Origin of the sequence: Aminobacter carboxidus (genome assembly GCF_014863355.1) — a bacterium.
In the GTDB taxonomy this organism is placed as follows: Bacteria; Pseudomonadota; Alphaproteobacteria; order Rhizobiales; family Rhizobiaceae; genus Aminobacter; species Aminobacter carboxidus.
Window position 1 is genome coordinate 955,866 of sequence record NZ_JACZEP010000001.1, and the last position, 19,385, is coordinate 975,250.

Annotated in this window: 19 protein-coding genes; 6 read left to right on the plus strand and 13 right to left on the minus strand. The window is 64.6% G+C overall.

Annotation, left to right across the window (positions count from 1 at the left end; all coding sequences use genetic code 11):
- Window positions 1-198 precede the first annotated feature (198 nt).
- The 5 genes from IHE39_RS04455 to IHE39_RS04475 are packed head-to-tail and all read left to right on the plus strand — an operon-like array spanning window position 199 to window position 4,184.
- Complete coding sequence (locus IHE39_RS04455; RefSeq protein WP_192566049.1) at window positions 199-1,191, plus strand: ABC transporter permease subunit; 993 nt, start codon at window positions 199-201, stop codon at window positions 1,189-1,191.
- Window positions 1,191-2,096 (plus strand): ABC transporter permease, encoded by a 906-nt coding sequence (locus IHE39_RS04460; RefSeq protein ID WP_192565627.1) that lies wholly within the window; start codon window positions 1,191-1,193, stop codon window positions 2,094-2,096. The genes IHE39_RS04455 and IHE39_RS04460 overlap by 1 nt, the downstream gene beginning before the upstream one ends.
- A complete protein-coding gene (locus IHE39_RS04465; RefSeq protein ID WP_184768891.1) occupies window positions 2,093-2,923 on the plus strand; it encodes an ABC transporter ATP-binding protein in 831 nt (276 codons plus the stop codon). The genes IHE39_RS04460 and IHE39_RS04465 overlap by 4 nt, the downstream gene beginning before the upstream one ends.
- On the plus strand, window positions 2,920-3,663 hold the full coding sequence (locus IHE39_RS04470; protein WP_192565628.1) for an ABC transporter ATP-binding protein: 744 nt from the start codon (window positions 2,920-2,922) through the stop codon (window positions 3,661-3,663). Before IHE39_RS04465 ends, IHE39_RS04470 begins: the two co-directional genes overlap by 4 nt.
- Window positions 3,664-3,677: 14 nt before the next feature.
- A complete protein-coding gene (locus tag IHE39_RS04475; RefSeq protein WP_184768893.1) occupies window positions 3,678-4,184 on the plus strand; it encodes a GAF domain-containing protein in 507 nt (168 codons plus the stop codon).
- A 105-nt stretch (window positions 4,185-4,289) separates the two neighbouring features.
- On the opposite strand, the gene IHE39_RS04480 is transcribed toward IHE39_RS04475, so the two are convergent.
- The 13 genes from IHE39_RS04480 to IHE39_RS04540 form a co-directional block, all read right to left on the minus strand.
- Complete coding sequence (locus tag IHE39_RS04480) at window positions 4,290-5,063, minus strand: hypothetical protein (protein ID WP_192565629.1); 774 nt, start codon at window positions 5,061-5,063, stop codon at window positions 4,290-4,292.
- Between the two features lie 144 nt (window positions 5,064-5,207).
- Entirely contained in the window at window positions 5,208-5,660 is a 453-nt protein-coding gene (gene panD / locus IHE39_RS04485; protein ID WP_184768895.1) for an aspartate 1-decarboxylase, read from the minus strand.
- Window positions 5,661-5,692: 32 nt separating this feature from the next.
- A complete protein-coding gene (gene bioZ / locus IHE39_RS04490; protein ID WP_192565630.1) occupies window positions 5,693-6,676 on the minus strand; it encodes a 3-oxopimeloyl-[acyl-carrier-protein] synthase BioZ in 984 nt (327 codons plus the stop codon).
- Complete coding sequence (locus IHE39_RS04495) at window positions 6,673-7,938, minus strand: adenosylmethionine--8-amino-7-oxononanoate transaminase (protein ID WP_192565631.1); 1,266 nt, start codon at window positions 7,936-7,938, stop codon at window positions 6,673-6,675. The genes bioZ and IHE39_RS04495 overlap by 4 nt, the downstream gene beginning before the upstream one ends.
- Window positions 7,935-8,600 carry a dethiobiotin synthase gene (bioD, locus tag IHE39_RS04500; protein WP_434781278.1) on the minus strand — a complete coding sequence of 222 codons (666 nt, stop codon included), beginning with the start codon at window positions 8,598-8,600 and terminating at the stop codon, window positions 7,935-7,937. Before bioD ends, IHE39_RS04495 begins: the two co-directional genes overlap by 4 nt.
- Entirely contained in the window at window positions 8,597-9,733 is a 1,137-nt protein-coding gene (locus IHE39_RS04505) for an aminotransferase class I/II-fold pyridoxal phosphate-dependent enzyme (RefSeq protein WP_192565632.1), read from the minus strand. The genes bioD and IHE39_RS04505 overlap by 4 nt, the downstream gene beginning before the upstream one ends.
- Window positions 9,733-10,728, minus strand: a complete 996-nt coding sequence (gene bioB, locus IHE39_RS04510; protein ID WP_192565633.1) for a biotin synthase BioB — start codon at window positions 10,726-10,728, stop codon at window positions 9,733-9,735. Before bioB ends, IHE39_RS04505 begins: the two co-directional genes overlap by 1 nt.
- 61 nt (window positions 10,729-10,789) lie before the next feature.
- The gene (gene nadC / locus IHE39_RS04515; RefSeq protein WP_184768901.1) at window positions 10,790-11,641 is read right to left on the minus strand and encodes a carboxylating nicotinate-nucleotide diphosphorylase; all 852 of its coding nucleotides are present in this window, start codon (window positions 11,639-11,641) and stop codon (window positions 10,790-10,792) included.
- Complete coding sequence (locus IHE39_RS04520) at window positions 11,641-13,179, minus strand: L-aspartate oxidase (RefSeq protein WP_192565634.1); 1,539 nt, start codon at window positions 13,177-13,179, stop codon at window positions 11,641-11,643. The genes nadC and IHE39_RS04520 overlap by 1 nt, the downstream gene beginning before the upstream one ends.
- On the minus strand, window positions 13,176-14,150 hold the full coding sequence (nadA, locus tag IHE39_RS04525) for a quinolinate synthase NadA (protein WP_192565635.1): 975 nt from the start codon (window positions 14,148-14,150) through the stop codon (window positions 13,176-13,178). Before nadA ends, IHE39_RS04520 begins: the two co-directional genes overlap by 4 nt.
- A gap of 84 nt (window positions 14,151-14,234) precedes the next feature.
- Complete coding sequence (locus IHE39_RS04530; protein ID WP_192565636.1) at window positions 14,235-15,173, minus strand: NUDIX hydrolase; 939 nt, start codon at window positions 15,171-15,173, stop codon at window positions 14,235-14,237.
- Between the two features lie 429 nt (window positions 15,174-15,602).
- Entirely contained in the window at window positions 15,603-16,775 is a 1,173-nt protein-coding gene (locus tag IHE39_RS04535; RefSeq protein WP_192565637.1) for an ABC transporter substrate-binding protein, read from the minus strand.
- A 277-nt stretch (window positions 16,776-17,052) separates the two neighbouring features.
- Window positions 17,053-17,988, minus strand: coding sequence for a LysR family transcriptional regulator (locus tag IHE39_RS04540; RefSeq protein WP_192565638.1), 936 nt, complete (start codon window positions 17,986-17,988; stop codon window positions 17,053-17,055).
- A 231-nt stretch (window positions 17,989-18,219) separates the two neighbouring features.
- Between IHE39_RS04540 and IHE39_RS04545 the strand changes: the two genes are divergently transcribed.
- Complete coding sequence (locus tag IHE39_RS04545; RefSeq protein WP_192565639.1) at window positions 18,220-19,377, plus strand: FAD-dependent oxidoreductase; 1,158 nt, start codon at window positions 18,220-18,222, stop codon at window positions 19,375-19,377.
- Window positions 19,378-19,385: the final 8 nt, after the last annotated feature.

A 19,385-nucleotide genomic window follows, 5' to 3' on the forward strand; every position in this document is an offset into this window, starting at 1 on the left:
ATCTAAGCAAAATTATTTGTATAGTCCAAGCAGAATTTTGCTCGACAGAAAACATCCGTGCCGCATCCGCGGCGCGGCCAATGTGGTAGGAACAAAGACCGCGTGGCATCAGAAATCGACTCCGCCGCCAAGGCGCTTCCAACAGGGCCTGGCGGCTCGTCGCGCAATGCGCGGCACGCCTGGAAAACGGTCAAAGGCGTGCTTGGCGTCCTCGTCGCCGTAGCCTTCACCTTCCTCGGCCTCCTTGCCATCACCTTCTTCATCGGCCGCGTCGTACCGATTGATCCGGTCCTCGCTGTCGTTGGCGATCGCGCCCCGCGCGCCGTCTATGAGGCCGTCCGTATTGAAATGGGCCTGGACAAGCCGCTGATCGTCCAATTCTTCCACTATGTCGGCAACGTGCTGACGGGCGATCTCGGCATGTCGGTGTCAACAGGCAGGCCCGTCGCCGAGGATCTGGCCCGCGTCTTTCCGGCAACCCTCGAAATGGCGACGATCGGCATCATCATCGGCGTGGCGCTGGGCGTGCCAATGGGTGTCTATGCCGCAAGCCGCCAGGGTAGCCTCGTCGACCAGGTCATCCGTGTCGTCGGCCTGCTTGGTTATTCGGTGCCGGCGTTCTGGCTCGGCCTTGTCGGCCTGGCGCTGTTCTACGCCAAGCTGCAGTGGGTCGGCGGTCCGGGCCGTATCGACATTTTCTATGATGGCATCATCGAGCCGGTCACCGGTCTGTTGCTGATCGACAGCCTGCTTGCCGGCGATATCGAGATTTTCGTCAATGCGCTGACCCATATCGCGCTGCCGGCCGCCGTGCTCGGCTTCTTCAGCCTTGCCTACATCGCGCGCATGACGCGTTCCTTCATGCTCGACCAGCTGGCACAGGAGTATGTCACCACCGCCCGCGTCAAGGGCGTATCCGAACGGCTGGTGCTGTGGCGCCATGCCTTCCGGCCGATCCTGGTTCCGCTCATCACGGTCATCGGCCTGTCTTATGCCGGCCTGCTCGAAGGATCTGTGATGATCGAGACGGTGTTCTCCTGGCCCGGCATCGGCAACTACCTGACGACGGCGCTGCTCAACGCCGACATGAACGCCGTTCTGGGCGCGACGCTGGTCATCGGCGCCGTCTTCATCGGCATCAACAAGATTTCGGACGTGCTCTACCGCGTCCTCGACCCGAGGGCACGCTGATGGCGACGACACGTGACTGGCTTCTCGACGATTCGCCGTCCTCGCGCCTGCAGGCCCGCCTTGGCCGCAGCTACCGGCTGGCCCGCGCGCTTTCGCGCAATCCGCTGGCCATGGTCGGTGCGATCATCGTGGCGACGCTGATCCTGGTGGCGCTGTTTGCACCCTGGATCGCCACCCATTCGCCGATTGGCCAGGATCTCGCCATGCGGCTCAAGCCGCCGAGCTGGGACAACTGGATGGGTACCGACGAACTTGGCCGCGATATCTGGAGCCGCGTCGTCTACGGCGCGCGCATCACGCTGATGATCGTTGCGCTGGTGGCAGTCCTTGCCGCCCCTGTCGGACTGGTGATCGGTGCCGTGGCCGGCTACTTCGGTGGCTGGGTCGATCGCATCCTGATGGGCATCACTGACATCTTCCTGTCGATGCCCAAGCTGATCCTGGCGCTGGCCTTTGTCGCGGCCCTCGGACCCGGTATCCAGAACGCCATCATCGCCATCGCCATCGCCACCTGGCCGGGCTATGCCCGCATCGCCAGAGCTGAAACCCTGACGATCCGCAATTCCGAGTTTGTCTCGGCGGTCGAACTGCAGGGCGCCTCGTCGTTCCGCGTCATCGTCAACCACATCCTGCCGCTGTGCACGTCCTCGATGATCATCCGCGTCACGCTCGACATGGCCGGCATCATCCTGACGGCCGCCGGCCTCGGCTTCATCGGCCTCGGCGCCCAGCCGCCGCTGCCCGAATGGGGCGCGATGATCTCGCGCGGCCGCTCCTTCATCCTCGACCAGTGGTGGGTGGCGACGATGCCCGGCTTTGCCATCGTCATCGTCAGCCTCGGCTTCTGTTTCCTCGGTGACGGCCTGCGCGATGTGCTCGACCCCAAGCATGGAGATCGGCAATGAACGCGCTGCTTGAAATCCGCAACCTGAAGGTCACGTTCCCGACGGCACGTGGTCCGGTCGACGTGGTCAAGGGCCTGTCGCTGACGCTTGGCCGCGAACGCCTCGGCATCGTCGGCGAGAGTGGATCCGGCAAGTCGATGACCGGCCGCTCGATCCTGCGGCTGATCCGTTCGCCCGGCCAGGTCACCGCCGACGAGATGACCTTCAACGGCACCGATCTTCTTTCGCTGTCCGAAAAGCAGATGCGCTCGATCCGCGGCGCCCGCATTTCGATGGTCATGCAGGATCCGAAATTCTCGCTGAACCCGGTCATGACCATCGGCGACCAGATCGCCGAAGCGCTGCTGACCCACCAGAAGCTCGGCCGCAGCGATATCCGCAATCGCACGCTCGCCATGCTTGAAGCCGTGCGCATCAACGATCCCGAGCGCGTGCTTGGGCTCTACCCGCACGAAGTGTCGGGCGGCATGGGCCAGCGTGTCATGATCGCCATGATGTTGATCCCCGAGCCTGATCTGCTGATCGCCGACGAGCCGACATCGGCGCTCGATGTCTCCGTCCAGGCCCAGGTGCTCGAGATCATCGACGATCTGGTCAAGCGCAAGGGCATGGGCCTGATCTTGATCAGCCATGATCTCGATCTCGTCTCGGCCTATTGCGACCGCATCCTGGTGATGCGCAGCGGCGAGGTGGTCGAGGAGTGCGATGCCGGCGAGCTCAAGAACGCCAAGCATCCCTACACGCGCGGTCTGCTTGCTTCGATCCCGCGCATCGACGAAAGCCGCGACGAACTCCCTGTCCTCGAACGTACTGGGGCTTCGACATGAACGCGCTGGCGATCGACAATCTCGACATCTCCTATGGCGATTCGAAAGTTACCCACGGCATCGGCTTCGAAGTCGCCGAGGGCGAGAGCTTCGCGCTGGTCGGCGAAAGCGGCTCGGGCAAGACCACCGTGCTCAAGGCCATCGCCGGCATGGCCAAGAGCTGGACCGGTTCGATCTCGGTGTTTGGCGAGCCGCGCACGCACGGCATCGACCGTGCCTTCGCCAAGCAGTGCCAGATGGTGTTCCAGGATCCTTACGGCTCGCTGCACCCGCGCAAGACTGTCGACGCGACGCTGAGCGAGCCGCTGACCATCCACGGCATCGGCAACAGCGGCGAACGCGTCGACGAAGTCATGCAGTCGGTTGGTCTCGACCGCCGCTTCCGCTTCCGCTTCCCGCACCAGCTTTCGGGCGGCCAGCGCCAGCGTGTGGCGATTGCCCGTGCGCTGATCCTCAAGCCCCGGATGCTGCTACTCGACGAGCCGACATCGGCGCTCGACGTCTCGGTGCAGGCGGAAATCCTCAACCTGCTCAAGCGCTTGCGCCGTGAGCAGGGGCTGACCTATCTGATGGTCACGCACAACCTGCCTGTGGTTTCGTTCCTGTGCGACCGCCTTGCCGTCATGCGCCATGGCCGCGTCGTCGAGGTCGCCAGTGTCGACCAGCTCAAGCACGGCGCGCTTGTCGATCCCTATTCGCGCGAACTGACCAGCTTCAGCGCGTCGCTTCCCAAGACTTGAAATAGAGGTACATCATGACAGAGACCAATTTCGCCGAGGCGCTGGCCGCCTTCGATGCCGCCATTGCGACCACATCAGAGGTCGAGGGCGTGTGGGCAGCGCTGCAGGTTCTGGCCGACGTCGTCGTTGGCGCCAAGCTTTTCACCGTGATGAAGCTCGACTGGGCCACCGAGGTCTCGGGCCGCACCTATACCAGCCATCCGGATGCCTATCCCGTCTCGGGCACCAAGCCGATCAACCGCACCCATTGGTTCGAGACGATCCACGTCCAGCGCCAACCCTTCGTCGCCAACACCATCAAGGACATTGCCGATGTCTTTCCGGATCACGAGCTGATCTGGTCGCTCGGCTGCGGTTCGGTGCTCAACTGGCCGGTTTTTGTCGGCGACACGATGCTCGGCACCGTCAACATGCTGCACGAGGAGCACTATTACACGCCGCTGCGCGTCGAAGCCGCCAAGCAGCTGTCGCTGGCCGCCAAGGCCGCCTTCCTCGCCGTCGAGCACCTCGAACGCCGCTAAGCCGTCAATCGTCGTTTGGAGGCGAGTTTGACAATCCATCCACCGGCGCGCCCTTGTGCCGGTGGATAGCCATAAACGGCAGGTCATCTGAAAACGGTAGGGCTCCTAAGAAGGCGCGAGGATTTCGGCGAGTGGGCTGCCTGCCGGTGGGGTGACGGTTGGCGCGATCGAGTTGTTGTACAGATGGATCGCGTAGGTCCTCGGCGTCGTTATGTCCTTGATCGAGAGCTCGCTGTCAAAGAGCAGATCGGTCATCTTTTGATGGATGGGGTAGAACGAATCCATGGGAAGCGCCTTGTCTCCCAAGCCGTACTCCTTGATGAAATAGGTCAGAAGCCTGGGGCCGGTCGTCCCCCATTTGGTGTGTTTGATATCGCGCCCAAGCCCGAGCTTCTTGAGCTGGCTGTATGCCGCTTTCTTTCTCGGCGACCACCACGGCGCAATGAAATGCCGGCCGGTGGTGCTCTGGACCAGGCTTCTCACGAGATCGCTGTCTGCTGGTGCCTTGAGGACAGCGTTGTTGATGACGCCGTTCGTTTCCCAGCCGAAAAGCCATTCTTGCTGAGGAAACGGCCGCAAGCAGTAGACGTCGCAATCTGCGTAAAGGCCGAGCCCGGCCTCAAGCAGCCTGTAGCGGTAAATGTTCGCGGTTAGCGCCAGGCTCTTCTCGCGTTTGTAGGCAACGATCTCGTGCCTTGATAGCAATTGCGAGGCGTCGAAAATCTCGACATCGTCGGGAATGTCGGCAGGCGGGTCGAACGTGTGCAGCACGGCGCGATACCCATGTCGCTGAAAAGAGCGGATACAGGCAGCGTGCAATCCGCCAAGCTTGGCGCCGATCCAGACGAAGTTGACAGTTTCCCCCGCTTTGCCATGCATGCTGTACCGACGATCCCCCCGCATATGCCTAGTGTTCCATTTTTGCGGGAATATTAGTCGCGTTGCAATCGATGGGACGCGGCATAGCTGCGGTGCCTGCGCAATCAGGCGAAACGCTATTGCCTTGTCGCAATGGCGAAGCAGTTAGTGATTGCTGACCAGCGCAGGAATGGAAAGTTTCGCACTGGCCTCGTCCAGGATCGAGAAGCTGTAGCGGCCGACTGGGTCGCGCTCGACCGAATAGGTCAGCCGGTCGGCGATGCGGTTGTCCTTGTCGAAGGTCAGCACGCGCGGCTTGAGCGCAGTGATTTCGCTCTCGTTGACATAGACCGAATTGCAGATGATCACCTGGTCGCCGGCCTGACAGGTGCGGGCGGCAGCGCCATTGAGGATGCAGCACCGCGAGCCGCGCTCGCCGAGGATCACATAGGTCGAGATCCGCGCGCCGGAGCTCTTGTTCCAGATTTCGACGAACTCCATCGGCAGGATGCCGGCTTCCTCGCAATGGTCGGGGTCGAGCGTGATCGAGCCGTGGTAATTCAGGTTGGCTTCGGTGACGTGGATACCGTGCAGCTTGCCGGCGACGATCTTGCGCATTCTTCCTCCCTGATACGCCGGACGGCGCGAAGTTACATTCCAATCACCAGCGCACCGCCGGTCATGCCGGCGCCCGCTGCCGAAAGCAGCAGCTTTTCGCCGCGCTGGAACGGGTCCGCCCGGTCCGCCAGCGAAAGCGAAAGCGGGATCGTCGCCGCCGACGAGTTGCCATAGTCGGCGATCGTCTTGACGATCCTGTCGTCGGCGATACCGAGCGACTTGCCGACGGCGTTGAAGATGCGGGCGTTGGCCTGGTGCGGCACGAAGCGGCTGATATCAGAAATATCAAGCCCCGCTGCGGCGAGCGCTTCCGTTGAGCAGCGGCTCATCATCTCGACTGCCTTGGCGAACACGGCGCGGCCATCAGCGATGGTCATGCGCGTTTCGGCGATGTCGAGTTCGTCGGAGAAAGGCCGGTTGCTGCCGCCGGCCGGGATCTGGATCAGCCCGTAGCCCGCGCCGTCGGCATCGACCGAGGCGCCCAGAATGCCATGGCCGGGGTCGTCGGAAGGCTTGAGCACGACAGCCCCCGCAGCGTCGGCGAACAGCACCGCACTTGCGCGCTCGGCCGAGTTGATGCGGCGGCTGAGGATGTTCGCTGCGATGACGACTGCCGGCTTGTTGTGCAACCGCACGAAGCCATCGGCGAAGGTCAACGCATAGATGAAGCCTGCGCAGGCCCCGGCGAGATCGACGCCACCGGCTCGGTCGAGCCCAAGCTTGTGCGCTACCAGCGGCGCACTCGGCGGCAGGAGGTGGTCGGGTGTCGAGGTGGCGAGAAGCAGCAGGCCGACATCTTTTCGATCGATGCCGGCGGCCTCAAGCGCCATCTCCCCGGCCTTCGCGGCCAATCCCGACAGCGTGTCCTGAGGTTCGGCCCAGAAGCGCGATTGGATGCCGGTGCGACCCTCGATCCAGCCGGCGTCGAGGCCGAGGCTCACCTCGATCTCGGCGTTTTCCACCTTGCGGCCTGGTACATGGTGGCCGAAGCCGGCGATGCGTGCCGTGCGGTTCATCCGCCGCCGCCGGCAAGTTCGGCGGCCTCGTCTACGGCGTCATAGAGCCGGTCGAGTTCGCCTGATGTCACGCAATAGGGCGGCAGCACGTAGATGACATTGCCGAGCGGCCTGACCAGCAGGTCGCGCTCGAGGAAGAAGGCGCGCAGTTTCGGCCCGACCTCGGCGAGATAGCCTGCCTTGCCGACGCGCAGGTCAAGCGCCGAGATGGTGCCAGCCGTGCGCAGGTTTTCGAAACGCTCATCGTTTCTGAAGCGCGCGAGCTTGTCCGCCTGCATGCGCGACAGTGCCGCCACCCGCTCGGCCACCGGCTCGTCGCGCCAGAGCGCAACATTGGCAAGGGCCGCAGCACAGGCGATGGGGTTCGCAGTGTACGAACTTGAATGGAAGAAGGTCTTGGCGCGGTCGGTGGAAAGATGCGCCTGGAAGATCGCCTCGGTGGCGAGCGTCGCCGCCAGCGGCATCGAGCCCCCGGTCAGGCCCTTGGAGGTGCACAGAATGTCGGGTGAAACGCCGGCCTGTTCGCAGGCGAACATGGTGCCGGTGCGGCCCCATCCGGTCATTACCTCGTCGGCGATCAAAAGCGTACCCGATCGCTCGGCGATTTGCTTGAGCTCGGTCAACCGCTGGGCTGGATACATCAGCATGCCGCCGGCACCGAGCACCAACGGCTCGACGATGAGGGCTGCTGCCTTGCCGTCGCGGGTCAATGCCTCGAAGCGGTCGAGCGTCTCCTGCTCGCGACCCGGCGCGGGGAAGGGGATGGTGTCGACCTCGAACAGCAGCGGATCGTAGGCGGCATTGAACACGCCGCGCGCGCCGACGCTCATCGTGCCGATGGTGTCGCCATGGTAGCTGTGCTCCATGACCACCAGCCGCGTGCGGGCATCGCCGTTGTTGCGGTGGAAGCCAAGTGCCATCTTCAGCGCCACCTCGACGCTGGTCGAGCCGCTGTCGGAATAAAACACCCAGTCGAGTCCCGCAGGTGCCATTTCGACCAGGGCGGATGCTAGCTGCTCCGCCGGTTCGTGCGTCAGGCCGGCGAAGATCACCTGGTCTAGCGTTTCGGTGGCGTTGCGGATCGCTTCGACGATCTTCGGATGCCTGTGGCCGTGCGTGATGACCCACCACGACGAGATCGCATCAAGGATGCGCTTGCCGTCGGCCGTTTCGACATAGGCGCCCTCGGTGCGCGCAATCAGCGGCGCTGCAGGCTCGGTCGCGTGCTGGGTGAAGGGGTGCCAGACGGCGGAGCGGCTCATGTCTTGGTCTCGAAGAACTGGGCCTCCAGGAAGTCGGCCGCATTGAAGTTCGCCCGCATGGCTTCGGCTAATGCCTGCGGCGTCAGCGGGTCGAGGCGCGGCAGGCGGCCGAGTACGCGCACGTTGCCCATCTCGGCGATGGTGCGCTGGGTATCGGCCATCTCGTCGCCGATGAAGGCCACGCCCAGCAGCGGGACCGAACGGCTGCGCAGCGCCTCGATGGACAAGAGCGTGTGGTTGATCGTGCCGAGGCCGGTGCGGGCGCAGAGCACCACGGGGGCTGCCCAGCGTGCGAAGACGTCGATGTAGAGCGCGCGCCGGTTGACCGGTACCATCAGTCCGCCGGCACCTTCGATGACAAGCGGCCGTTCGGTGGCCGGCAAGGCCAGCGCCTCGGCATCGATCTCGACGCCGTCGAGTTCGGCGGCGCGATGCGGCGACAGCAGCTCCTTCAGCCGCCATGTCTCTGGCAGGACGCGCTCTGGCGACAGCGTGGCGAGCCGCGTGACGATCTCGCTGTCGGTCTCCTCCTCGATGCCCGATTGCACCGGCTTCCAGTAGATGCCGTCCAGCAGGGCGGTGAGACCAGCCGCGAACGCGGTCTTGCCGATGCCGGTGTCTGTGCCGGTCACCACAATCTTGGCCGGTGTCTGTGCCATCATCCGGAGCATTCCTCGGCAAGCGCTGCAAACAGCGCCGAAACATCGTCTTCGCCGACTTTGAGCGTCAGCGATATCCTGAGCCGCGCCGTGCCTTCGGGCACGGTCGGCGGGCGGATGCCGCGCACATCGAAGCCGCGCGCCTGCAGCGCTTCGGCCAAAGCCATGGCGCGCGCATTGTCGCCGACGACGATGGGCAAGATCTGCGATCCGCTCGGCGGAAAGCCCAGTGCCGAAGCCTTTTCGCCCGCCAGCGCCACCAGCCTCGCCAACTGTTCGCGGCGTTCCGGCTCGTCGGTGACAATGTCGAGCGCAGCCGCAGCCGCAACCGCCATCAGCGGCGACGGCGCCGTGGCATAGATGAAGGGCCGGCAGCGGTTGACGAGGTAATCGCACAGCACGGCTGGCGCGGTGATTAGGGCGCCGGAGGCGCCAAGGGCCTTGCCGCAGGTGTGCAGCACAACGACATTGTCGCGGCCTTCGAGGTGATGCGCCAGCCCACGGCCGTCGGGGCCGTATACACCTGTCGCATGCGCCTCGTCGACGAACAGAAAAGCCTCGTGCCGGTCGGCCACTTCTGCCAGAGCGTCCAGCGGGGCGCGGTCGCCATCCATGCTGTAGAGGCTTTCGGCAACGATCCACGCGCGGCCGGCGCCGCCATTGGCGCGCCAGGCCTTGATGGCGTGGTCGATGGCGTCGGCGTCGTTGTGCCTGGTTTCCACCACCGCGGCGCGGCCGGCGCGCGCGCCTTCATGGGCGCTGGCGTGGATGAGATCGTCGAGCACGACCAAATCGCCTTTCTGGGGCAGGGTGGTGAGCACGGCGAAGTTGGCGACATAACCGCCGCCGAAGAACAGGGCACGTTCGGTGCCAAAGAAGCTGGCGGCTTTTGCTTCCAGTGCCTCATGCTCGGGGTCGTTGCCGCGCAACAGGCGCGAGCCGGTGGCACCGACTGGCGTGCCATTGGCGAGTGCCGCAGCAACCGCATCGGCGAGGCGCTTGTTGCCCGCCAGTCCGAGATAGTCGTTGGAAGCGAAGTCGAGCCCAGCGCGGCTGCTCAGCAAACGCAGCCGGCTCTTGCGGGCCAGCCCGCGAAGGCTGGCCTCGTAGCGGTCGAGCAAAGCCCGCTCGCTCACTACTCGCCGCGCTCCATCGGCTGGATGCCAAGGCGGCGGAACAGAGCGCTGTCCTTGTCTTCGCCGGGGTTTTCGGCGGTCAAAAGCGTGTCGCCGACGAAAATCGAGTTGGCGCCGGCGAAGAAGCATAGCGCCTGCATCTCGTCGCTCATCGCCGTGCGGCCAGCCGACAGGCGCACATGCGACTTCGGCATCATGATACGGGCAAGGGCGATGGTGCGGACGAACTCGATCGGCTCGATCGGATCGGCCTCGCCCAGGGGGGTGCCTTCGATCGGGATCAGCATGTTGATCGGCACACTGTCGGGATGCTCGGGCAGGTTTGCCAGCGTCACCAGCATGTCGACGCGGTCGGCCTTCTCCTCGCCCATGCCGACGATGCCGCCGCAGCAGACCTTGATGCCACTGTCGCGGACATTGGCGAGCGTATCCAGCCGGTCGGCGAAGGTGCGGGTGGTGATGATCTCGTTGTAGTAGCGCTCGGAGGTGTCGATGTTGTGGTTGTAGTAGTCGAGACCGGCCTCTTTCAGGCGTTGCGCCTGACCGAGATCGAGCATGCCGAGCGTCATGCAGGTCTCCATGCCGAGATCCTTGACGCCCTCGATCATGGCGACGACTGCATCCATGTCGCGCTCCTTGGGGCTGCGCCAGGCAGCGCCCATGCAATAGCGGGTGGCGCCGGCGTCCTTCGCCTTCTTGGCTTCGGCCAGAACGCGCTGCACTTCCATCAGCTTGGAGGCCTTGAGGCCGGATTCATGCCGCGATGACTGGCTGCAATAGCCGCAATCCTCGGGGCAGCCGCCTGTTTTAATCGACAGCAACCGGCTGAGCTGGACGCGATTGGGGTCGAAATTCTCGCGGTGAATGGTCTGAGCCCGAAACAGCAGGTCGTTGAAGGGCGAATCGTAGATCGCCTGGGCTTCTGCGCGGCTCCACTGCGGCAGCGCGCCATTGATCCCAGTTGCGGCTGCGTTCAGGTGCAAATCGGCGTTCATGCGCTCTCCATTGCCAAGACGTGTCCTTGCCATCCCACTCGGGGCGGGACCATTGCCCCGGTCAGGGGGCTGTGTCCAGTCCAATATCAAGGATCGGCGCGCTGTGCGTCAGCCAGCCGACCGAAATCAAGTCGACACCGCTGGCGGCGATCGCGGGGGCGGTCGCGGGGTTTACCCGGCCCGAAGCCTCGGTGATGGCGCGCCCGCCGACCATCCGGACTGCCTCGGCCAACATGTCAGGGGTCATGTTGTCGAGCAGCACGGCGTCGACTCCGAGCCCCAGTGCCTCGGCAAGTTGCTCCAGCGTGTCGACCTCGACCTCGATCTTCACCATGTGGCCGACATTGGCTTTGGCGCGCTCGATGGCCGGGCGAACACCGCCTGCAATGGCGATGTGGTTGTCCTTGATCAGCACAGCGTCGTCGAGGCCGAAGCGGTGGTTGGAGCCGCCGCCGCAGCGCACGGCATATTTCTCCAGCGCGCGCAGGCCGGGCGTAGTCTTGCGTGTGCAAACGATTTGCGCCTTGTGGCCGGCGACGGCATCGACGATCCCCGCTGTCGCAGTGGCGATGCCGCTGAGATGGGACAGGAAATTGAGCGCAACGCGTTCGCCAGTCAGCAGGCTGCGCGCCGGGCCGCTGAGCCTGGCGATGATGTCGCCGGCAGCGAGCCGGCCGCCATCCGGTTTCATGACCGTCATCTCGATTGAAGGGTCTATCAGCCGGAAGGCCAGGGCTGCGAGGTCGAGCCCGGCCACGACACCCGCCTGACGCGCTGCCAGCACCACCGCCGCCTGATGACCCGCCGGTACGATGGCGTCCGTGGTGATGTCGCCGGCGCGGCCGAGATCTTCGAGCAAGGCAGCGCGAACCAGCGGCTCGATCATGATCTGCGGCAAGGGCGAAAGGTTCATCATGCGCTCCGGGCGATAGGCGAGGTGTCTAGCGAGGCCGCGGCCTGCAGTGCCGCGTCGAGTGTGATGCGCGACCGGCGCGCGACCCCGCTTCGCAGGGGGAAGTCGCTGCGGCAATGGGCGCCGCGGCTTTCCTCGCGGCCAAGCGCCGAAACGGCCATCATCAGCGCTACCGCAGCCGGATCGGCGGCGGGCGAATTGCCGCTGGCAATCGGAAGCAGTGCTGTCGCCGCCGCGCGCAGGCCTGTGCCCTCGCGCAGAACGCCCAATGAGGAGGAGACAATGTCGCATGCTTCGCGGGGATCGGGGCGCGTGGGCGCCTGTGGTAAGGCGCTTACCGTGCGGTTCGCCTCAGGGGAGGCGGCGACGCTTCTTGCCACCCAACTGGCCATGACAACGGCTTCGGTCAGGGAGTTGCTGGCAAGCCGGTTGGCGCCGTGCAACCCGGTCGAGGCGACTTCGCCGCAAGCCCACAGGCCCGGCACGGTGCTGCGGCCTTCGAGGTCAACAGCCACGCCGCCCATATGATAGTGCGCGGCGGGGCGTACCGGAATCGGGTCGCGCGCAGGGTCGATGCCCGCCTCGTTGCAGTAGCCAGCAATCGTCGGAAAGCGCTCGGCGAAGCTTTTGCCCAGGCACGTCCGTGCGTCGAGAAACACCCTGTGGCCGCGGGCGAGATGGCGATAGACGCCACGTGCAACCGCATCGCGAGTGCCAAGTTCGGCGCCCGGCAGGTCGGCGAGGAAGCGCTTGCCCGTCTCGTCGATCAGTACCGCGCCTTCGCCGCGTACCGCCTCGCTGACCAGCCGCATCGGCCGCAGCAGGCCGTCGAGCGCGGTCGGGTGGAACTGGATGAATTCGAGATCGGCAAATGCCGCACCGACGCGCGCCGCGAGTGCCAGGCCCTGGCCAAAGCAGCCGAGCGGGTTCGTCGTGTCGCGGAACAGTCCGCCGACACCGCCCGAGGCGAGCACGACGCGGCTGGTGGCAAACGCCATGATGCCGGAGCTGCCTGCGGCGAGCACACCGGTGATCGCACCGTTTTCGACGAGCAGCTGGCGTGCAGCGAAGCCTTCGACAATCGTGATCGACGCCGTGTTCCGTACGGCGGTTACGAGCGCGCGCATCAGTTCGCGCCCGGTCGCAGCACCTGCGGCATGCACGATGCGTCTGCGGGCATGGGCAGCCTCGAGCCCGAGCGACAAGGCACGGCTGGCATCACGGTCGAAGGCGACGCCCAGCTCCGCGAGCCTCTCGATGGCCACTGGCGCCGCCCCGACGATGCGCCGGACGACTGTTTCGTCGCATAGGCCGTCGCCGGCAGCCAGCGTGTCGGCAAGATGCAGTTCGGGCGAGTCGTCGCTGCCGATCGCCGCCGCGAGCCCGCCTTGCGCAATGGAGCTCGATGCTTCACCGCCCAGAGGGGCCGCCGACAGCAGTATGACCGGCTCGGGTGCCAGTTCGAGCGCCGTCATCAAGCCGGCCAGCCCGCCGCCGATGACGACCGGTCGGCCAGCCAGGCGAACGATGTCGTTCATACCGCGAGCATCCGCTCGACGGCGAGGCGGGCGCGGGCGGCGATAGCGGGATCGATGGTCACGGCATGGCGGTTGTGCTCGAGTGCCGCGCGGATATTGCCGAGCGTGATCAGCTTCATGTGCGGGCACAGATTGCACGGCCGGATGAATTCGACGTCGGGATGGTCGACCGCAACGTTGTCGCTCATCGAGCATTCGGTCACCAAGACGACGCGAGCCGGCTTCTCGCGGCCGACATAGTCGGACATCGCGGCTGTCGAGCCGGCGAAGTCGGATTCCGCAACGACCTCGGGCGGGCATTCCGGGTGAGCCAGCACGGTAACGCCAGGATGGGCGGCGCGCATCTCGCGGATGTCCTCTGGCGTGAAGCGCTCATGCACCTCGCAATGGCCTTTCCAGGCGATGATCTCGACATCGGTCTGGGCAGCGATGTTTTGTGCCAGATATTCATCCGGCAGCATCAGCACGCGCGGCACGCCGAGCGATTCCACGACCGCCTTGGCATTGCCCGAGGTGCAGCAAATGTCCGATTCCGCCTTCACCGCGGCCGAGGTGTTGACGTAAGTGACGACGGGCACGCCGGGATAGCGCTGGCGCAGCAGTCGAATGTCCTCGGGCGTGATCGAATCGGCCAGCGAGCAGCCGGCGCCCATGTCGGGGATCAGCACCGTCTTGGACGGGTTCAGCAGCTTGGCCGTCTCGGCCATGAAATGCACGCCGGCGAGCACGATCACGTCGGCCTCGACCTCCATCGCCTTGCGGGCGAGTGCCAGGCTGTCGCCGACGATATCGGCGACGCAGTGGAAGATCTCCGGGGTCTGGTAGTTATGGGCCAGGATGACGGCGTTGCGCTCGCGCTTAAGCCTCAAGATGGCATCGATGTCTTCGGAAAAGACCGGCCACTCTATGGCGGGAATGACGCGTTGGACGCGGTCATAGAGTGAGGCGGCGGAGAGGGTCATTCCAGACATTTTGCCATCCTTATTATGCTCGAACTGAGTATAATAAGGACATATGCTTAGCATGAGCATAAGCTCTGTCAAGCGCGATTTCGCTTATTTGGTTCCGGCGACCTGACGTTCGTCGAGCACGGCGTGGCGGAAGCGGAACAGTTTTGCTGGGCGTCCGCCCGTGTCGGCGCTCATTTCCCCGGTTTCCTCGACCAGATCCTGCTGCTCGATGAGGCGGCGGAAATTCTGTTTGTGCACAGTCACGCCGGCCAGTGCTTCGACCGCGCGCTGCAGCTGCAACAGCGTGAAGGCTGGCGGCATCAGCTCGAACACGACCGGGCGATACTTGATCTTGGTCCGCAGGCGGCCGATGCCGGTGGCCAGGATCCGCCTGTGGTCGCCGGTCATAGTCCTGCCGGGCACGGCCGAACTGCCGGTCCCGGCTTTTGCGCGAACCGCTTCTTCGACCATTCCTGCCTCGAAAAGCAGCTCGTAGCGCTGCAGCACCAGCTCTTCATTCCAGTGCCGGTCGTCGAAGCCGAAAGCGCTGGCGGCGCGGCGCAGCCGGTTCTGCCGCTTGTCTTGTTGTTCGTCGGCCCACTGGCACAGGCGCGGCACGATGATGTCGTCGATGATTGCCGGCGCGCCTGCGCGATGGTCCTCCCAGGGGAAGAATTCGTACCAGTTGCGCCAACTGCCTGGTGGTGTGCGATGCGAGGGCTCCTCGCGCGTCAGCCCGAGATAGCTGATCGAAATCACCCGGCGGGCGGCTTCCTCCATGCTGCGGTCGCGGTCGGCAAAGGTGTAGAGCTGCTCGATGTAGCCCAGCGGGTGGCCGGTCTGCTGTTCGACCCAGTCGCGCAAGCCCGATTGCAACGAACGGTGACCAAGCGCGAACGGGCCTGAGGGCAGGGTGGTGCCGTCCTTGACCGTCAGGACAACCGGGTTGCCGTTGGGGGCTGCGACGAGCACAGCGATCAGATCCGCGCTGATTGCGCGACGCTCCGCTGCGCCTTCCGTGTCTGCCCCTGATGTCTTCAGCATCTTGCCCTTCGTCGATTTCCGGCTGCAATCGGAAAGCCAGATGGATCAAAGGTCAACACCCAATCGCCTGCCGCCGACCGTCATCACATCAAGTGTTTGATGGTTATTGGCCTGCAAAGCCAAGAAAATCCACATGCCGAAGGGGATTACCGCGTGACGATGGGTAAAGCTGTCTCGCCGGGCTGGCAAGAATGGGCGGACGCGCGTGTGGGGAAATGCTGAACAGCCCCGGAAGCAGCATCGATACCAAGGGCATCGCTTTGCTTGACCGAGAGGTCTTCTACGTCGGCAGCCACGCTGCAACTGCCTGAAGCCAGTCGCCCGGAGGAGTGGCTGGCCACTGCTGCCGGGGGCTGCGGGCCCCTCGCGCATCCTGGTCAAGTACGCGTCCCGGGACCGCCCGCCCGAGACGCGTGTCTCCTTTGGTTCCTAGTCCGCCGGCATCTTGCAGTCGGCAGCGTAGCTGTCGCTGTGCGCGGTCAGCACCTTGGTGTCGGTCTTGAGCACCATCTTGCCGTCCGCGCCCTTTTCCGCCTTGAGCGAGTACCAGTCCTGCACCGGGTGCTGGTTGGGGCCGAACTTGAACGAACCGCGCACCGACGGGATTTCCTGGCTCAGCAGCGCCTTGCGGAAGGCCGGCAGGTCGTCGACATTTGCCTTTTCAAGGCCGGTGCCGATCAAAAGTGCTGCGTCATAGCCTTGGGCGGCATAATAGGTGATCGGACGGTCGCCGAACTTGGCCTTCCAGGCCGCGACGAAGTCCTTGTTCACAGGATTGTCGAAGTCGTCGTTCCAGTGGCTGGTGACCTTCACGCCGAGCGCGGCGTCGCCGACGGCACCGACGATGACCTGGTCGAGGGACGCCGGATGGACGACCATCGGGATGTCCTTGAGCAGGCCGGCCTGCTGGTACTGGCGCATGAAGGCGATGCCGAGGCCGCCCGGCTCGAACTCGTAGACGACGTCGGGCTTGGCGGCGCGGATCTGTGCCATCTCGGCGGCGAAGTCGGTCTGGTCGAGGCCGGTATAGGTCTCGCCGACGACCTCTCCCTTGTAGAAGCGCTTGAAGGCGCCCATCGTTTCCTTGCCGGCCTGGTAGTTCGGCGCGATCAGGAAGGCCTTCTTGTAGCCGAGAGACTGGGCCAGCGCGCCGGCGCTCTCGCCCTGGCTGTCGTCCTGCCAGGAGCTGACGAAGTAGTTCGGGTGGCATTCCTTGCCGGCGAAGGTCGCGGACGCGGTGTTGGCGCTGACATAGATCGCATCGCCGTCGAGAATATCGGGCAGGGCGGCGAAGGCGACGTTGGCGAACACCATGCCGGTGAACAGCTTGATGCCTTGCTCGGACAGCATCTTGTCGGCGATCTGTTTGGCGTTGCCCGGCTTCAGGCTGTCGTCCTCGACAACCAGTTCGACGGCCTTGCCGCCAAGCTGTCCTTTGTTGGAGTCGATGGCCAACTGGAAGCCGTCGCGGATGTCCTGGCCGAGATAGCCGGCCGGACCCGAAAGCGTCGTGATCATGCCGATCTTGAGCGGGTCTTCGGCATAAGCCGCGCTGACCGACAGTGCCATGACGGCGGCCGACAAGATTCCCTTGAAATGCATCAGATTTATTCCTCTTCCCCAAAATTCGCCTCCGCTCCGGCGCGGTGTGCTTGCCATTGCAGCGGACATTTCAAAGGGAGGTGCAGCGGGGCAGGCGGCGCGCTTCCACGGGGCTGGGGCATCAACGCGCCAGCTTTCCGGGGTAGAGACCGCAGGCAACAGCTGCTCCTCCGCAGTGTTGTCCAATCGGCCAAGCTTGGCCCAACCAGCATTCCGGTAAATGGAAAACTCGTCATCCAGCCATGACGGGCGGGAATATCAATCGTGCAGCGATTACTTATACGTCATGGCGCGCCAAGTCGGCGGCGGTCCGTCGAAGCGTTTCCACCAGCACTTCGGCAGCCGGCGACAGCCTCGCATTGGTCCGGGTGGTGATGCCCATCGGCATGGCCGTGGCGCGCAAGGTTACCGGCAGTATGACGATGGCGCCGGCGGCGGCCTCGCGGCGCGCGACCTGGGCGGGAAACACGCCGAGATAGTCGGCGTCGATCAACAGCGCCCTGTTGGTCAGTAGCGAGACGGAATCCACCGCATGCGACGGCGGTTCCAGCCCTTCCTCGCGGAAGGCGATGTCGATCTGTCGGCGCAGGCTGGTCTCCTGCGGCGGCAGGATCCATTCCCAGCCGATCAGGTCGGCGAGGTTGAGCTGGCTGCGCTCGGCCAGCGGATGGCCGCGACGCGCCACGACACAGGCGATGTCGTCCATCAGCACCTCCTGGACGACATTCAGCCGATCGCGCTGTTCGGAGAGGCGCCCAACCACCATGTCGAGTTCGCCGGCGCGCAGTGCCGGGATCAAGACGTCATTGGTGCCCTCGACGATCTTGACCACGAGCTTGGGCCGCTCCTTGCGCAGGCGGGCGATGGCCGTCGGCAGCAATTCGGCCGACGCCGACAGCAAGGTGCCTATGGCGACGCGCCCGCCGGTGCCGTCGCGCAGGTCGGCGAGATGTTCCTCGGCATGCGCCAGCTGGGTGATGACGAGGCGCGCGTGCTCGGCCAGCGTGTCGCCGAACATCGTCGGCACGACGCCACGATTGGTGCGGTCGAACAGCCTCGCCTTGGTCAATGCCTCGATTTCCTGCAGCGCCTTGGTCACCGCCGACTGGGTCATGTTCAGGCGCTTGGCGGCGCGCACCAGATTGCCCTCTTCGACGATTGCCACGACCATGCGCAGATGGCGGATGGTGAGACGGCTGGTGACGAGTTTCATCGGAGCCTTGCCTTCAAGTCGTTTGCGTCCAAGTTGATATTCCAAATCCTCATAGGAATTTCCAGAGAATTCACTTGTCTGAATGTCCAATCACTGGAAACTTGCCGTGAGGAGGCGTGTTGGCGGTGCGGGGCGTTGCCAGCGCGCGGAGGCATTTCGGCTCGAGTCGCCTCGTTGCGGCCGGGCCCCAGACGTCGGCAGGATTTGCCGCACGGGGAGGACAACCCAGACATGACCGAGAGAACCGGAGCCGGGCGCCACGCGGAGATCGCAGGCGCTGGAATTGGCGGCCTGACCACGGCTGCCGCATTGGCCCAGCGTGGCTGGTCGGTGACAGTGCATGAGCGCGCGCCGAACCTGCGCACCTTCGGCGCCGGCATCTACATCTGGAGCAACGGTCTGCGCGTGTTGAAGGCGATCGGCGCCTATGAGCAGGCCGTCGTCGGCGCCCATATCGGACCGCAGTTCCATACTCGCGACCACCACAACACCACGATGGAGGAAATCCCCATCAACGCTCAGGGTGACGCCAGGCTGATCACCATCCTGCGCGAGCAGCTGATCAATTCACTGGTCGACACCTGCCGCCGCAGCGGTGTCGAGATCATGACCAATTCGGAAGCGGTGGGCGCGACGTCAGAGGGCGAGTTGCTGCTGGCCGACGGTGCGCGACGCAAGGCCGACCTCGTCGTCGGCGCCGATGGTATCAACTCAAAGGTGCGCGACTCGCTCGACCTGATGATGTACCGCAAGCATCTCGGCTATGGCGCGATCCGCATGCTGATCGGCCGCGACGATGCCGATGTGCCGGCAGAGGACCGCGACCGCTACATCGAATATTTCACCGGCACCCGTCGTATTCTCTACACCCCGGCCAGCGCCACCGACCTCTATGTCGCGCTGTGCTGCGCCGCCGATGACGCTGCCGCGCTCAAGGTTCCGGCCGACCGGGCGCTGTGGACCGAATCCTTTCCGCATCTCGCCCATCTTGTCTCGCGTTTTGGAGACGCCGGTCGTTGGGATGCGTTCGAGGTGGTCAAGCTCAAGAAGTGGAGCAAGGGTCGCGCGGCGATCCTGGGCGATGCAACGCATGCCATGCCGCCTTATCTCGGGCAGGGCGGCGGCTGTGCGCTGATGAACGGCCTTGGGCTCGCCGCCGCCGTTGCAAATGCGGCCGACATCGAGCAGGCGCTGGCTGCCTGGGAAGAGCGCGAACGGCCGATCACCGAGCACACCCAGGACACCGCCGAACGCCTCGGGGACATGAATTTCTGGCCTGACGATCTGCGCTCGCAAGTGATGAAGATTACCGGCAAGAGCCGCGAACTCGGCGCTGAGCGCATGAAGACTGCTCGTCATGCGCCGACCGCCACCGAGCCGCTTGCGTGACCAGTGAA